The organism is Pseudomonas sp. EA_65y_Pfl2_P78 (assembly GCF_963970495.1).
Taxonomy (GTDB): Bacteria; Pseudomonadota; Gammaproteobacteria; order Pseudomonadales; family Pseudomonadaceae; genus Aquipseudomonas; species Aquipseudomonas baetica_A.
Map to the genome: position 1 here is coordinate 68,060 of NZ_CAXAON010000012.1, position 14,290 is coordinate 82,349.

The 14,290-nt window shown below is 59.4% G+C and carries 11 protein-coding genes; 2 read left to right on the forward strand and 9 right to left on the reverse strand.

Features of this window, described 5'->3' with window-relative positions:
• Window positions 1–8 precede the first annotated feature (8 nt).
• A complete protein-coding gene (locus tag AACY02_RS12360; RefSeq protein ID WP_339432164.1) occupies window positions 9–1,145 on the reverse strand; it encodes an acyl-CoA dehydrogenase family protein in 1,137 nt (378 codons plus the stop codon).
• A 250-nt stretch (window positions 1,146–1,395) separates the two neighbouring features.
• Between AACY02_RS12360 and AACY02_RS12365 the strand changes: the two genes are divergently transcribed.
• Window positions 1,396–2,292 (forward strand): GlxA family transcriptional regulator, encoded by an 897-nt coding sequence (locus AACY02_RS12365; RefSeq protein ID WP_221731600.1) that lies wholly within the window; start codon window positions 1,396–1,398, stop codon window positions 2,290–2,292.
• Between the two features lie 198 nt (window positions 2,293–2,490).
• Here the strand turns inward: AACY02_RS12365 and zapE are convergent, their stop codons facing one another.
• The 3 genes from zapE to AACY02_RS12380 form a co-directional block, all read right to left on the reverse strand.
• Complete coding sequence (zapE, locus tag AACY02_RS12370) at window positions 2,491–3,585, reverse strand: cell division protein ZapE (protein WP_339432165.1); 1,095 nt, start codon at window positions 3,583–3,585, stop codon at window positions 2,491–2,493.
• Window positions 3,586–3,675: 90 nt separating this feature from the next.
• Window positions 3,676–5,031: a tryptophan--tRNA ligase gene (locus tag AACY02_RS12375; RefSeq protein WP_339432166.1), complete on the reverse strand. Its 1,356-nt coding sequence runs from the start codon at window positions 5,029–5,031 to the stop codon at window positions 3,676–3,678.
• Between the two features lie 24 nt (window positions 5,032–5,055).
• Window positions 5,056–5,685, reverse strand: coding sequence for an alpha/beta hydrolase (locus tag AACY02_RS12380; protein WP_339432217.1), 630 nt, complete (start codon window positions 5,683–5,685; stop codon window positions 5,056–5,058).
• 144 nt (window positions 5,686–5,829) lie between these two features.
• Here AACY02_RS12380 and AACY02_RS12385 point away from each other — a divergent pair, with 144 nt between their 5' ends.
• The gene (locus AACY02_RS12385) at window positions 5,830–6,264 is read left to right on the forward strand and encodes a YhcB family protein (protein WP_339432167.1); all 435 of its coding nucleotides are present in this window, start codon (window positions 5,830–5,832) and stop codon (window positions 6,262–6,264) included.
• A gap of 183 nt (window positions 6,265–6,447) precedes the next feature.
• On the opposite strand, the gene AACY02_RS12390 is transcribed toward AACY02_RS12385, so the two are convergent.
• The 5 genes from AACY02_RS12390 to AACY02_RS12410 all read right to left on the reverse strand — a co-directional run bounded on the left by AACY02_RS12390 (window position 6,448) and on the right by AACY02_RS12410 (window position 14,190).
• Window positions 6,448–7,176 (reverse strand): OmpA family protein, encoded by a 729-nt coding sequence (locus AACY02_RS12390; protein ID WP_339432168.1) that lies wholly within the window; start codon window positions 7,174–7,176, stop codon window positions 6,448–6,450.
• 116 nt (window positions 7,177–7,292) lie between these two features.
• On the reverse strand, window positions 7,293–7,937 hold the full coding sequence (locus AACY02_RS12395) for an MBL fold metallo-hydrolase (protein WP_339432169.1): 645 nt from the start codon (window positions 7,935–7,937) through the stop codon (window positions 7,293–7,295).
• 63 nt (window positions 7,938–8,000) lie between these two features.
• Window positions 8,001–10,733 carry a LuxR C-terminal-related transcriptional regulator gene (locus AACY02_RS12400; protein WP_339432170.1) on the reverse strand — a complete coding sequence of 911 codons (2,733 nt, stop codon included), beginning with the start codon at window positions 10,731–10,733 and terminating at the stop codon, window positions 8,001–8,003.
• Window positions 10,734–10,908: 175 nt separating this feature from the next.
• Entirely contained in the window at window positions 10,909–12,273 is a 1,365-nt protein-coding gene (locus tag AACY02_RS12405) for a DUF1329 domain-containing protein (RefSeq protein ID WP_339432171.1), read from the reverse strand.
• A gap of 27 nt (window positions 12,274–12,300) precedes the next feature.
• Window positions 12,301–14,190 carry a DUF1302 domain-containing protein gene (locus tag AACY02_RS12410; protein WP_339432172.1) on the reverse strand — a complete coding sequence of 630 codons (1,890 nt, stop codon included), beginning with the start codon at window positions 14,188–14,190 and terminating at the stop codon, window positions 12,301–12,303.
• Window positions 14,191–14,290 lie beyond the last annotated feature (100 nt).

The following is a 14,290-nucleotide window of genomic DNA, read 5'->3' on the forward strand; positions in this document are numbered from 1 at the left end:
CGCAAGACTCAAAGCGACCGCGCAATGATCTCTTTCATGATTTCGTTGGTGCCGGCATAAATCCGCTGCACCCGCGCATCCGCCCAGGCCCGGGCCACCGGGTATTCCCACATGAAGCCGTAGCCGCCATGCAGTTGCACGCACTCGTCGAGCACCTTGCATTGAAGGTCGGTGCCCCAGTATTTCGCCATCGCTGCCGTCGGCACGTCGAGTTTGCCTTGCAGATGCAGCTCCAGACACTTATCGACGAACACCCGTCCGATCTGAATCTGCGTGGCCATTTCCGCCAGTTTGAATCGAGTGTTCTGGAAGTCGGCAATCGCCTTGCCGAACGCCTTGCGATCACGGGTGTAATCGAGCGTCCATTGCAGCGCTGCTTCGGCCGAGGCCAAGCCACCGATGGCTACCGTCAGACGTTCCTGAGGCAACTCCTGCATCAGATAGGCAAATCCCGCCCCGGCCTGACCCAGCAGGTTTTCCCTGGGCACGCGTACGTCCTGGAAGAACAATTCCGACGTGTCCTGCGCCTTCATCCCGACTTTCTCCAGGCGCTTGCCTTTATCGAAACCTGGCGTGTTCGCCTCGACCAGAAACAGGCTGGTGCCTTTGGCGCCGGCTTTCGGATCGGTCTTGGCGACGACGATGACCAGATCGGCGAGAAAACCATTGGTGATGAAGGTCTTGGAGCCGTTGATCACATACTCGTCACCGTCGAGCACGGCCGTAGTCTTGACCCCTTGCAGGTCGGAACCGGCGCCAGGCTCGGTCATGGCGATAGCCGTAACCATCTCACCCGACACCAGTTTCGGCAGGTACTTGTGCTTCAGCGCTTCGCTGCCGTAATGCAGGATGTACGGCGCGACGATGTCCGAATGCAGCGAGAAACCGATCCCGGTCAGGCCCAGCCTACCGACCTCTTCGATCACCACGGTGCTGTAAAGAAAGTCCGCTCCCAGGCCGCCGTATTCTTCCGGCAGGTGCGAGCAGAGCATCCCCGCCTCCCCTGCCTTGTTCCATAGTTTGCGGTCGATATAGCCCTGTTTCTCCCACTGCGCATGAAACGGCACCGCCTCTTTTTCGAGGAATGTTCGTACGCTGTCGCGGAACAATTCGTGCTCGGAACTGAACAAGGTTCTGGGAATCATGCGGCACCTTTCTTTGTTATTGGAGGGATACACCCTTCAGAGACTAAGCCTCCCCTCCGACACAGGACACTGGACACATCCGACAAAAAATAAGACGATCCAGCCGTCTGGTGACCACTTTCCCTTATAAAAACAAAACAAAAGTTGAATTATGTCTAAGCAAGTCTCCACGCCCTTACGGCGCGTCAGCATCCTGGCGATCGACCAGGTTTTCGCCTTCACCCTCATGCAAGCCAAGGATTTTTTCCATGTGGCCAGCCTGCGCTACGGCAAACAATTGGGCCACGGCCTGACACCGGCGTTTGAAACACGCCTGGTCAGCCCTGATGGCCAACCGGTGAAAAGCTTTAGCAATGTAGTCATGCCGGTGGATGGCGGTCTCGAAAACACCGATATCATCATCCTCCCGGCGTTCTGGGACGATTTCGATACGCTGTGCAGCCGTTACCCGCAAATCCTGCCTTGGTTGCGCGAACAACACGCTCGCGGCGCCGTGCTATGCGCCGAGGCCACAGGCGTGTTCTGGCTGGCCGAGGCGGGGCTGCTCAATGGCAAGGAAGCAACCACTTACTGGCGCTTCTTCAACGCCTTCGCCGAGCGCTTCCCGCAGGTTCACCTCAATCAGGACAAGCACCTGACTGATGCCGACAATCTCTATTGCGCCGGCGGCACCACGTCGGCCTGCGATCTCTACATCTATCTGATCGAGCGCTTCTGCGGCGCCAACGTGGCGCAGGCTGTGGCCCGCGATATTCTTTACGAGGTGCAGCGTAACTATTCGCCAGGGCGCATCGGTTTCGGCGGGCAGAAGCTGCATCAGGACGTGATCATTCTGCAGATTCAACACTGGCTCGAAGAACACTTCGCCGACAAATTCCGCTTCGAAGACGTGGCCCGCGAACACGGCATGAGCATCCGCAACTTCATGCGCCGCTTCCAGACCGCCACCGGTGACAAACCGCTGCATTACCTGCAACGGCTGCGCATCGAAACGGCCAAGGGTTTACTGTCGGGCAGCCGCAAGAGCATCAAGACCATCAGTTATGAAGTCGGCTATGACGATGCGAGCTTCTTTGCGCGACTGTTCCGCCAGCACACCGAACTGTCGCCAAACCAGTATCGGCAGCAATTTCAGCAGGCTGCCTAACCCCCGAAGCATACAGAGATCCCCTGTGGTAGCGGGCTTGTTCGCGAAGGCGGCGCATCTGCCGACATCGATGTTGAATGACACACCGCTTTCGCGAGCAAGCCCGCTCCCACAGGGGGATTGCGGTGAATCCGAGGAATCTTCAAGACATAAAAAAGGGCCTGCATTCGCAGGCCCTTTTTTATTTGCCGAATCGGTTCAAGGCTTGTGCGCCCGAGCCAGGAATTCGTGGGATTGCATCTCCAGCAAACGGCTCAGCGTGCGCTGGAACTCGAAGTTCAGACGTCCGCCGGTGTACAGATCTTTCAACTCGACTTCGGCAGAAATGATCAGCTTCACGTTGCGGTCGTAGAACTCGTCGACCATGTTGATGAAACGTCGAGCGATGTCATCGGTGGTGACGCTCATCTGCTCGACACCGCTGAGCAGCACTGCGTGGAAGATCTTGCCCAGTTCGATGTAATCGTTCTGACTGCGCGGGCCGTCGCACAGTTCGCGGAAGTCGAACCAGGCCACGTCATCGCAAGTGCGCAAGGCACGGATTTCGCGATTTTCGATGATCAGCACATCGTTCTCGACCGCAGCGGTGCACTCAGGCGTCAGTGCCTTGAAGCTTTTGCGCAGGCTTTCGTGAGCGGCTTCGTCGAGCGGATAGTGGAACAGCTCCGCTTGTTCGAGGTGACGCAGACGGTAGTCGACGCCGCTGTCGACGTTGACGATCTCGGTGTTCTGCTTGATCAGCGCGATGGCTGGCAAGAAGCGCGCACGTTGCAGACCGTCTTTATACAGACCGTCCGGGACGATGTTTGAAGTCGCGACCAGGGTCACACCATTCTTGAACAGCTCTTCCATCAGCGTGCCGAGGATCATGGCGTCAGTGATATCGGAGACAAAGAACTCATCGAAGCAGATGACCCGCGATTCAGTCGAAAAACGCTTGGCGATGAGGGTCAGCGGGTTTTTCTCACCGCCGAGGGTCTTCATCTCTTCATGCACACGCTTCATGAAACGGTGGAAGTGAGTGCGGGTCTTTTCCTTGAACGGCAGCGCTTCGAAGAAGGTGTCGACCAGGTAAGTCTTGCCGCGGCCCACGCCGCCCCAGAAGTACAGACCCTTGACCGGCGCCTGATCCTTTTTGCCAAACAGTTTGCTCAGCAGCCCCGGTTTGTTCTGATCGGCGGCGATCAGGTCCTCGTACAGGCGTTGCAAATGACGCACAGCAGTTTCCTGCGCGGCGTCATGGAAGAAGTCCGGGCGTTTCAGATCAGCTTGGTATCGTTCTAGGGGCGTCATAATTCGTTAGCAAGGCAACAAAAACGGGCCGTCACTGTAGCGACGGCCCTTGAGAATGGCAATCAGCCCTTGGTCGGGCCGAGCCGCTGATTATTCCTGAACCGGTGTCAGAGCGATCCGCAGGGCCTCGATGGCCGCATCCCGCGCTGCACTGTCAGCGAATGCCGGACTGTCGCCAACGCACTCGCCTTCCAGCCACACGCTGAAGCTCTGGTCTTCGCTGCGCACGTCCAAAGGCTGGCCGGATTGCAGTTGCTTGGTCACCTGGCCTGCGTTTTTGCCGTCGGCGAAGTTGCGCGACAGCAGCAGTTGCTCACCATCGGCGGCCAGCAGACGGAAACGGAAGCTGCCGTCGTCTTCACGGAAGCTGACGAAGCGTGCGGCTTTCGCCACTTTCTTCTTGGTGGTCGCTGCGACTTGAACCTGATTGACGAACGAACGCAGGCCGACGGCCTCACGCAGTTCGTTGAGGAACGGCGTGGCCACGGCACGGGCCTTTTTCGCGCCGATCTGCAGGATGTCTTCCAGATCTGCTGGACGCTCGATCAACTGGTGATACTTGTCGCGAGCCTCGCCCAGTTCGTTGTCGAGCAACTGGAACAAACGGTTCTTCGCCTCGCCCCAACCCAGGCCGCCCAACAGTTCGCTGCGGAATTCGTCGGATTGCGCCGGCGTGGCGAAGGCCTGGAACAGGGTGAACAGGTGCGAGTTGTCCGGATCTTTGGCTTCGCCCGGCGCGCGGGAGTCGGTGACGATCCGCGAGATCGCGTCCTTCATCTCTTTGGCGCTGGAGAACAACGGGATGGTGTTGTCGTAGCTCTTCGACATCTTGCGCCCGTCGAGGCCCGGCAACGTCGCCACGCTTTCCTCGATCAGCGCTTCGGGCATGGTGAAAAACTCTTTGCCCTGACCAAACAAATGGTTGAAGCGCTGGCCGATGTCGCGCGCCATTTCCACATGCTGGATCTGGTCGCGACCGACCGGCACCTTGTGCGCGTTGAACATCAGGATGTCCGCCGCCATCAGCACCGGATAGCTGTAGAGGCCCATGGTGATACCGGCATCCGGGTCTTCACCGGTTTCAACGTTCTTGTCCACCGAAGCCTTGTAGGCATGGGCGCGGTTAAGCAGGCCCTTGGCGGCAACGCAGGTCAGCAGCCAGGTCAGCTCGGGGATTTCCGGGATGTCGGACTGGCGGTAGAAGGTCACGCGGTCGACATCGAGGCCACCGGCCAGCCAGGTCGCGGCGATTTCCAGACGCGAGCGCTGGATGCGCAGCGGGTCATCGCATTTGATCAGGGCGTGGTAGTCGGCCAGAAAGTAGAACGAATCGGCATTGCTGTCGCGACTGGCAAGGATCGCCGGGCGGATGGCGCCGGCGTAGTTGCCCAGGTGCGGCGTGCCGGTGGTGGTGATGCCGGTGAGGATACGGGTACGGTTCGTCATGGGTAATCGCTTGTCAGACTGCAATCAATTCGAGAGACGCGGCAGGATCAGATCCTTGAGATCGGTCAACTTGCCATGAAAAAAGTGTCCGCATTCTGCCACTTTCAGCAGCTCATGGGGGCGCTGGAGTTTGTCGGACCAGTCGTAGACCAGTTGCGGATCGATCACTTCGTCGGTTTCCGGCTGGATCACCGTCAGCTCGCCGTGCTGTGGCAGTTGATCCTGATCACCCAGACGCATCACCGCCGGCGCGACCATGAACAGGTGCTTGAGCGGCACGCCCTGCGCTTCAAGACGCCCGCCGAGACTTGCTGCAACAAATCCACCAAAGGAGAAACCGAACAGGGTCAACGGCAGATCCGGGTGTTTTTCCCTCAGCCATGCCGCCGCAGCCTGGGCATCATCGACTTCGCCAGTGCCCATGTCGTGGGAACCTTCGCTGGCGCCGACGCCGCGATAGTTGAAACGCAAGGTGATCAGCCCGGCGTCGCGCGCGGTGCGCTGCAGGGTCGAGACGACCTTGTTGAGCATGGTGCCGCCCTGCACCGGGTTAGGATGGCAGATCAGCGCGATACCGCGCGGCTGCTCGTTATCCAGATACAGAGACTCAAGTTGGCCGATTGGGCCATCAATCACTACGGGGGTTTCACGCATCAGCAAGGAAGGAACTCCGTGACCTCGAGTCGGGTCGACTCGTCTAGCAAATTGTCTGTGCCAATCTATTGCGAGTGAATCGCGGTATACAGCGCAGGTTCGAGCCGTTAACGTAAAGCAAAGCCGTTTATAGAGGAAGGACTCGTGGAACACTCGCTCTTAGTTTGGTTGTTACCGACTCTTGCCCTGGTTGTGGGTGTCGCCATTGGATTCCTGATCGCGCGCGTTGCGCCGAACGCCGCGCCGAGCCGTACGCAGCGTCAACTGGATGATATCCAGGAGCGTTTCGACAGTTATCAAAACGAAGTGGTCACCCACTTCAACAGCACTGCGATGCTGGTCAAGAAGCTGACCCAGAGCTATCAGGAAGTGCAGGATCATCTCGCCGAGGGTGCCAACCGTCTGGCCCTGGACGAGCAGACCCGCCAACGCCTGATCGCCGCCCTGCACGCCGATGCGACGCAGGCACCGCGCGAACGCCTGACGCCACCGCGCGATCAGGAGCCTCCACGCGACTACGCACCGAAGACCCCAAACTCGCCGGGCATGCTCGATGAGCAATATGGCCTGAAGAAGTAATTGGGTTTCGCGCCCAACAAAAAGCCCCCGGACAATGCTGTTGTCCGAGGGCTTTTTTGTATCTGCTGATTTTGCGGTGACAACACCGGCCTCTTCGCGGGCTTGCCCGCGAAGAGGCCGGCACAGACCACACAAAAAATGCCCGATCACCAGGACCGGGCATTTTTTCACTCAAACGATCAGTTACGGATATTGCTGAACCGTGCCCTGCTGCTGACCACCATACTGCTGCCCCGGAATCGCTTTCAGGTTGACTTCAACCCGACGGTTCTGCGCCCGGCCATTGACGTCACCGTTGCTGGCAATCGGGTTATCCGGACCGGCGCCACGGGCCGACAGGTTGGCACCGCTGACACCTTGCGAGGTCAGATAGGTCGCCACGCTCTGCGCACGACGCTGGGACAGGTCCATGTTGTGCTGGCGGCTGCCGGTGCTGTCGGTGTAGCCGACGATTTCGATCTGGTTCTGGTTGAACTCTTTCAGCGAGTTGGCCAGATTGTTCAGCGGTTGGTAGAAGCTGGACGCGATGTTCGCCGAATCGGTGGCGAACGTGATGTTGCCCGGCATGATCAGCTTGATCTGATCGCCCTGACGCTGCACCTCAACGCCAGTGTTGGCCATGCTGGCGCGTAGTTTCGCTTCCTGCTTGTCAGCGTAGTAACCGTAACCGGCCGCCGAAGCCCCCACTACCGCTGCACCGATCAAGGCGCCCTTGCCACGGTTGTTGTGGTCGATGGCCGCACCGGCCAATGCACCGGCAAGTGCCCCGAGACCACCATACTTGGCGGTTTTGCTCATGCCTTGGGAGCCACCGTCGGCCTGGCCCTGATTGTCATAGGGGTTAGGCGAAGCACAGCCGGACAGCAAGGCCACGGCCGTGGCGACAATAATCAAACGACGCTTGGTGAACATGAAGAGCTCCTACGTTTCTGCATTCTATGGTGCAGCGGCCGTTTGGCAATGAACCTCTGCGGGCGTTTGATCATGACTATGCGTAAAAATTCCGCCGCACACCCATTACAAATTATTTACGCCCGCACGAAAGGATTTTCACGCATTTCATCACCCAGACGCGTATCCGGACCATGCCCGGTAACGACCGTCGCGTCTTCATCCAGTGTGTAAAGCCGCTGCTTGATCGATCGCACGATGGTCGCCTGATCGCCGCCCCACAAATCCGTGCGCCCTACGCCGCGACGAAACAACGTGTCACCGGCAATTAACAGCTTAGCCTCGGAAAACCAAAAGCTCATGGAGCCGGGTGTATGACCCGGCGTGTGCAACGCCACGCCGCAGCCGCAGGCGAGTTCTTCATCGTCACTCAGCCAGCGATCCGGTGAGGGTACGGGGGTGTAAGGCACGCCGAACATCTGGCATTGCATCTCCAGGTTGTCCCACAGGAACTGGTCTTCCTTGTGCAGATGCAGGGTCGCGCCGGTTTTCTCTTTCATCTGCCCGGAAGCGAGGAAGTGATCGAGATGCGCGTGGGTGTGGATGATGCTGACGACTTTCAGACCGTGGGCATCGAGGCGCGCCATGATCAGGTCAGGATTGCCGCCGGGGTCGACGACGATGGCTTTTTTGGTGATTGGGTCGCCGATGATGGTGCAATTGCACTGGAGCGGACCGACGGGGAAGGTTTCGCGGATGAGCACTGCGGTTGAAACCGTCATGGGGGATATCCTGGAAAATTTTCATCAGCGGTCGAAACCGTTTGTTCCGGGATTTTACCGTCGTTAAATCATTAACCCCAACTCCTTCGCCCGCGCCACCGCCTGCGTACGCCGCTCAACGCCCAGCTTGCTGTTGATATGGCTGGCGTGGGTTTTCACTGTATGTAGCGAGATGAACAATTGCTCGCTGATTTGCTGGTTCGAACAGCCTTGGGCAATCAGGCGTAAAACGGCGAGCTCCCTGCTACTGAGTTGTTCCGCAACGCCGGACTCGGCGACTGGACGAGCCGCTACAGGCGGAAAATGCTCCAGCAATTGCTGCCCAGGCAAGGTCGCAGAGGCCTGCAAATGCCCTCGTAGCCAGTCCGCGTGTTCCTTCACCAAGCTATCGAACGGCTGCAGCACGCCCCCCGCCGCCGCTTCCAGCGCCTGATTCAATGCCTTGCGCGCTTCCGGCTCTCGCCCACCCGCCAGCAGCAACGCAACCTTTTGGGTCAACACCATCACGCTGAGCAACTGACGACCGGTTTGCTGGCCATTCTCATGCAGAACGTTCAGCCGCCCCTCAGCGAGCATCGGCTGGCCTTGAATCACATCGAGCAGCGCCTGTTGCAACTCAACATGCAACGGCAACTGTGGATGAAATTCCGGCGGAGCCGCGGCGCGTTCGCCCGTGTACGTCTGGCCCAGTCGCGCCAGCCAGGCTTCAGCCAGATCAGTACGCCCCTGCGCCAGCCAGAGTTCACATTTGACCAGCGTGATCATCGCCAGATAGTAGATGGGCGGCACGTCCCAGATGTGCATCAGGCGTTCGGCTTCGGCGAGTTCGGCGAAGGCTTTGGCGAATTCGCCGCTCGCGCCGTCCAGGCGTGCGATCACGCAGTGACCGATCAACACGCTGATATCACGACAGGCGCGCGCCTCGCCAATACCAGCCAGTAACCGCGCGCGCGCGGCCTGTGGCTGCAAGCGCATCGCCAGCAGAAAACCTTCGTACAGCGTCAGCCGTGCGCGCACCGCGTACAAGCGTTGCGGTGACAGGCCGCGCAGGCGTTCCAGGCCCTGATGCACTTCATCCAGTGCCCGCAGGATTTCGCCGCGCGCCTGCAACACGCGGGCGCGGTCGTAATGCGCCAAGGCTTCGAAGAGGGGATTGCCGACGCGTTGCGCCAGCTCAAGGGATTCGCGGTTCAGGCCACGGGCACGCCACAGGTCGCCGTCAGCGATTGCCAGATTGGACAAGGTCGACAAACACATCAGCCGTTGGCCATAACGCTTGGCCGGCAGGCTCTCCAGCGCTTCGGTGCAATACCTGAGGGTTAACTCTCGATGGCCGCGGCCACGGGCAATGATTCCGCTCAGCGCCAGCCATTGCGCCAGCATCGACTTTTGCGCCGTGGCGGACGGGGCCGGCAGGAAACGACTCAAGTGGCTGGACAACTCTTCGGCCGCGTCGAGCTGACAGGCCAGCCCAAGCGCCCAGCTATAAAGGACGATCAAGCGCGGCGTGCTGATCAGCAGGCTATCAGGCAAGTCCATTTTCCAGCGCAGCAGCATGCCGACGTTTTGCTCGGCCAGCAGTTGTTCTTCTGAAAGGTTCTGTACCAGATTCGCCGCCACATCGAGGTGACCGGCGCGCAAGGCCTGTTCCACCGCTTCGTCGAGCAGGCCCTGGGCATTGAACCAGCGACAGGCACGCAGGTGCAGCGTGGCGGTCGGCACCATCGCCTGGGCAATCGGCCGGCTGCGCAACAAATCGGAAAACAAATGGTGATAGCGATACCAGTGCCCGTGCTCATCCAGCGGCACCAGAAACACCTGATGCGCCAGCAGGAAACGCAGGATCTCGGCACTGTCATGGGCTTCACGCACCGCATCGCAGAGTTCGCTGCAAAAGCGTTCCTGCGGGGCAGTGTCGTAGAGAAACGCCTGCACTTCGGTGGGCAGACAATCGATGACTTCTTCAAGCAGATAGTCGCGGATCAGCCCTTCCCCGCCGTTCAGTGCCTGAGGCAAAGCGGCATCGCCACCGGCTTCGGACACCGCCAGTAGCCAGAAACGCAATCCCGCCACCCAGCCTTCACTGCGCAGGATCAGATTCTCCAAGGCTTCGCCGCGCAGTGAAGTGCTGTGGCGATCAAGTAACGTCAGGGCTTCGTCGTGGGTCAGGCGCAGATCCTGCTCATGCAGTTCAAGCAATTGCCGGGACAGGCGCAAGCGCGCCAGATGCCAGTCCGGGCGCTGCCGACTGGTGACCATCACCAGCAAGCCGTCGGGCAAGTGATTGAGGAAAAACTGCAGGCAACGGTCCAGGACCGGACCTTGGGCGAGATGGTAATCGTCGAGCACCAACAGCAATGGGCTCAGCGGATCGAGGTGCAATGCCAGCTCATCGAGCAGACCGTCGAGCCACTCTTCGAAGGCGAAGGGCTGATGGCGTTGACGCATTTTCAGCAGGCCGAGTGCGCGACTGCCCAATTGCGGAAAATAATCCTGCAAGCCTTCGAGCAGGCGCTCGAGAAACCGCCCAGGGTCACTGTCGCGAGGGCTCAAACCCAGCCACAGGCTTTGCCAGTGCGCAGGCAGGCTCTGGCAGAACTCCACCGCCAACGAGCTTTTGCCGAACCCGGCGGGAGCGCTGACCAGCAACAGCCGTCCACCGAGCCCCGCTTGCAGGCGCTCGCAAAGGCGTGGTCGCAACACATAGCCATCAGGCAACGGCGGGCGAAAAAAACGCCCGGCCAGTGCCGCGACAGCAACGCTTGCGGGACCCGGAAGTGGGGACAGATCAGTCATGGCCGGCTCTTGTTCGAATTGCAGTTGGCGGCGTTGCAGATGTCCGCAGACTAGCCTTAAACGAACCGGTTATGAAGGTTGCTGCTACAAATGGCTACAAAAAAGCTACAGACAAAAAAACGCCCCGAACCGGTCGGGGCGTTTTCACGAGGATGCGGCCTCGCTTTACAACGGTTTAGCGAACACCCTCCTGGCGCAAAGCGGCAGGGGTGAAGTCGCTGGTGGTGGCGGTGAAGCCGAAGTCATAGGCCTGCTTCTCTTCGTTCTTCATGCCCAGCGCCAGATAGCGGCCGGATTGCAGGTCGTAGAGCGTTTCCAGCGCGTACCACGGCACTTGCTTGTCGTAGTAGTTCTCGGCATGCGCCTCGGCTACGCGCCACAGTTGTCCACGACCGTCGTAGTGGTCGATGACGGCTGCTTGCCAGGTGTCTTCATCGATGTAGAAGTCACGCTTGGCGTAGATGTGGCGCTGACCTTCCTTGAGGGTCGCCACTACGTGCCAGACGCGACGCAACTCGTAACGCGCCAGATCCTGGTTGATGTGGCCAGCCTTGATGATGTCGGTGTATTTCAGTTTCGGATCGTCGAGCTTGTAGCTGTCGGAGGCGATGTACATCTCTTTCTTGCCTTCGAGTTTCCAGTCGTAGCGATCCGGCGCACCGTTGTACATATCGAGGTTGTCGGAGGTACGCAGACCATCCGCCGCAGTACCCGGACCGTCATAGGACACTTGTGGCGCGCGGCGCACACGACGCTGACCGGCGTTGTAGACCCACGCCGAACGTGGCTCTTTCACTTGGTCGAGGGTTTCGTGCACCAGCAGCACACCACCGGCCAGACGCGCCGGCGCGGTCACTTTCTGCTTGAAGTAGAAGAGGATGTTGCCAGGGTTCTTCGGATCGTAGTCCTTCATCTTGTCGCGAAACACGAACTGGTCCTGGAAGTACACCAGGCTGAACGAGCCGTTCGGCTGTGGCGTCGCCTGGGTCACCAGACGGGTCACGCTGCCGCCGCGATAGCGGGTGATGTGGTTCCAGATGACTTCCACGCCGCTTTTCGGGATCGGGAACGGTACGGCCGTTTCGAAGTTCTCCAGCCCGTTGCCGCCGGACACCAGATTGGTATTGGTGGCGTTTTTCTTGATCGCGGCAAACACGTCATCCGGCACGGTAGCACCGCGATGGGACGGGTAAACCGGCATCTTGAAGCTATCCGGGTAGCGCTTGAACATCGCGTACTGGCCCGGGGCGAGCTTGTCCTTGTATTGATCCACGTTCTGCGCAGTGATGGTGAACAGCGGTTTCTCACTTGCATACGGGTCAGACAGGAACCCCTTGCTGTCGACGGTGCCCGCATTCTTGGGCATCGGTTTCCAGGCAGGAATCGAACCGTCGGCATTACCGGCCATTTCGGCGCCCATCGGGGTCAGGCTCTTGCCCAGTTTGTCGGCTTCGGCAGCAGGCACCGCGGCCATGACACCGGTCGCCAGCAGCGACAGGCCCAGAACGCTGGCATGGAACAGACTCTTTGTTATTTTCATAAATTCGTTCGTCCTGAAATGCAGTGCTTAGAAGTTCACGCCGAAGCTGAGCGCTACGAAATCGCGGTCATCCACCGTGGTGTACTTGCCGTCGAAGAAGTTGGTGTACGCCAGGCTCGCGGTGTAGGTGTTCTGGTACTCGGCATCGACGCCCAGGCTGACGGCTTTGCGACCTTCCTCGAAGTTACCGCCAGGGCCTGGCGAGTAGCCGCTGACGTCATGAGACCAAGCCACGTTCGGCTTGAGGTTCACGCCAGCGAATACATCGTTGTATTCCCAGATGGCGCGACCGCGGTAGCCCCAGGACGCGGCAGTGGTGAAACCTTCGTTGGTGCAATTACGGCTGCGGTTGTTCTGCGGCGAACCTGGCCCCGCACCGTTGATGGTGCCGTTGTTGAGAATGTTGGCGCAGGTGTCGACGCCACCGGTGGCTGGCAGTTCGCCCGGGCCGTAGACCGGGTCACGGCCATAACGCTTGTCGGACTTGCTTTCCAGACCGCCCACGTAAGTCATGCCCACCTCACCCACCAGGGTCAGACGGCTGGCGCCCATCACCTGATCGAAGAAGTGCGTGAACGTGGTTTGCAGTTGGGTGATTTCCTTGCGCTCGTAACCATGCAGATCCTGGCCCGGTACACCGTTTAGCAGCGACGCATTGCTGTACGGGCCGCCCAGCGGACGGACACCGGCGAACAGGATATCGGTGGAGTTCAGTTGTACCGGCGCGTTCGGCCGGTAGCTGATTTCACCGCTCCACGCCGTACCGGTAGGCAGGGTGGTGGAGAAACTCAAGCCGTAGAGACGGATGTCTTCAGGGTATTCGACAAAGTACTTCGAGTTACCCGCGACCAACAGCGGCCCCAGTGCACGAAATGCCGCGGGTAGTGCCGCCACGCCGTTATAGACCGATTGTGGCGCGCCCGTGGCGCTGAAGATCGGTGCACGGCTGTGGTAGTTCATGAAATAGGCACCGAATTCGGTGTCCAGCGGCTCGTACATGTAGCGGAACGACGCGCCCCACTGACCGCTGTCACGGGCATCGCGGTCGGCGCCACGGCGCACCAGAACCCCCTCTTCGTTGACATTGACCCCGTTGGCCGCCAAAGGCCCCAAGGCAATGCCCGGAATCTGCGAGCGCTTGTTCAAAACCCGCAGGTTGTCGGTGCAACCGTCGGCAATGATGTCCGGCTGAGCGAAGAAGGTGCCGCAGTTGTCGACGACGGTCTGGTCCCATTCCAACTGATAGAAGGCTTCGGCCGACAGGTTTTCGGTCAGGCTCTGGGACACGTAGAACATGTTGACCGGGATCAGGCCTTCCTTGATCTCGGCGCCCGGACGACGGAATGCAGACACGTCGATCGGGTTGATCGAGTTGATACCGCCGCCGATGAAGGTACTTTCACCCCAGCTTACGACCTGCTTGCCCAGACGCACGGAGCCTGGCTCATCGGCGATGGAGTAGTTGTGGTAGACGAAGGCATCGAGAATCTGCCCGCCCGAGGATTTGGCGCCCTCCTTGCGGTTGTTGTCGCTGATGTCCTTGAACTGGCGGCTTTCATCCTTGAGTTCGAAGTCGTACCAGTATTTGCCACGAACGAACACACCGGTGTCGCCGTATTTCAGTTCGAGGTCATGGATACCCTTGAAGATCTTCGAGAACGTCTCACCGCTCTTGAAGTTGGCGTGACCGTCGTCAGATGTCTGGGACAGGCCGTGACCGCCGTTGTTGACGCCGATGAGGTTCTTGTTCGGCTGCTGAGTAGACCAACTGGCACCGATCGACAGGGACGAATCGAACTGGCCTTCGATTTCACCGACGTTGAAACTGACGCCGAATGCGGGCCCGGCGAGCGAAGAGGCAAGACTGACCGCCAGAGGCAGTTTCGCCCGGCGCCAGAACTGGTTTACTGAGGTCATCGACGCTACTCCATGTGCATTATTGTTATGGCAGTGAGTACTTTTAAAAACGCCTGAAGGACCGGCTGCCAAAGGCTGACCGAAATCACTCCAAAGATGC

What these genes read in the sequence shown, in the direction of transcription:
- AACY02_RS12360 (WP_339432164.1), bottom strand. Translation starts at nt 1,145, where the DNA reads ATGATTCCCAGAACCTTGTTCAGTTCCGAGCACGAATTGTTCCGCGAC.
- zapE (WP_339432165.1), bottom strand. Translation starts at nt 3,585, where the DNA reads ATGACGCCCCTAGAACGATACCAAGCTGATCTGAAACGCCCGGACTTC.
- AACY02_RS12375 (WP_339432166.1), bottom strand. Translation starts at nt 5,031, where the DNA reads ATGACGAACCGTACCCGTATCCTCACCGGCATCACCACCACCGGCACG.
- AACY02_RS12380 (WP_339432217.1), bottom strand. Translation starts at nt 5,685, where the DNA reads ATGCGTGAAACCCCCGTAGTGATTGATGGCCCAATCGGCCAACTTGAG.
- AACY02_RS12390 (WP_339432168.1), bottom strand. Translation starts at nt 7,176, where the DNA reads ATGTTCACCAAGCGTCGTTTGATTATTGTCGCCACGGCCGTGGCCTTG.
- AACY02_RS12395 (WP_339432169.1), bottom strand. Translation starts at nt 7,937, where the DNA reads ATGACGGTTTCAACCGCAGTGCTCATCCGCGAAACCTTCCCCGTCGGT.
- AACY02_RS12400 (WP_339432170.1), bottom strand. Translation starts at nt 10,733, where the DNA reads ATGACTGATCTGTCCCCACTTCCGGGTCCCGCAAGCGTTGCTGTCGCG.
- AACY02_RS12405 (WP_339432171.1), bottom strand. Translation starts at nt 12,273, where the DNA reads ATGAAAATAACAAAGAGTCTGTTCCATGCCAGCGTTCTGGGCCTGTCG.
- AACY02_RS12410 (WP_339432172.1), bottom strand. Translation starts at nt 14,190, where the DNA reads ATGACCTCAGTAAACCAGTTCTGGCGCCGGGCGAAACTGCCTCTGGCG.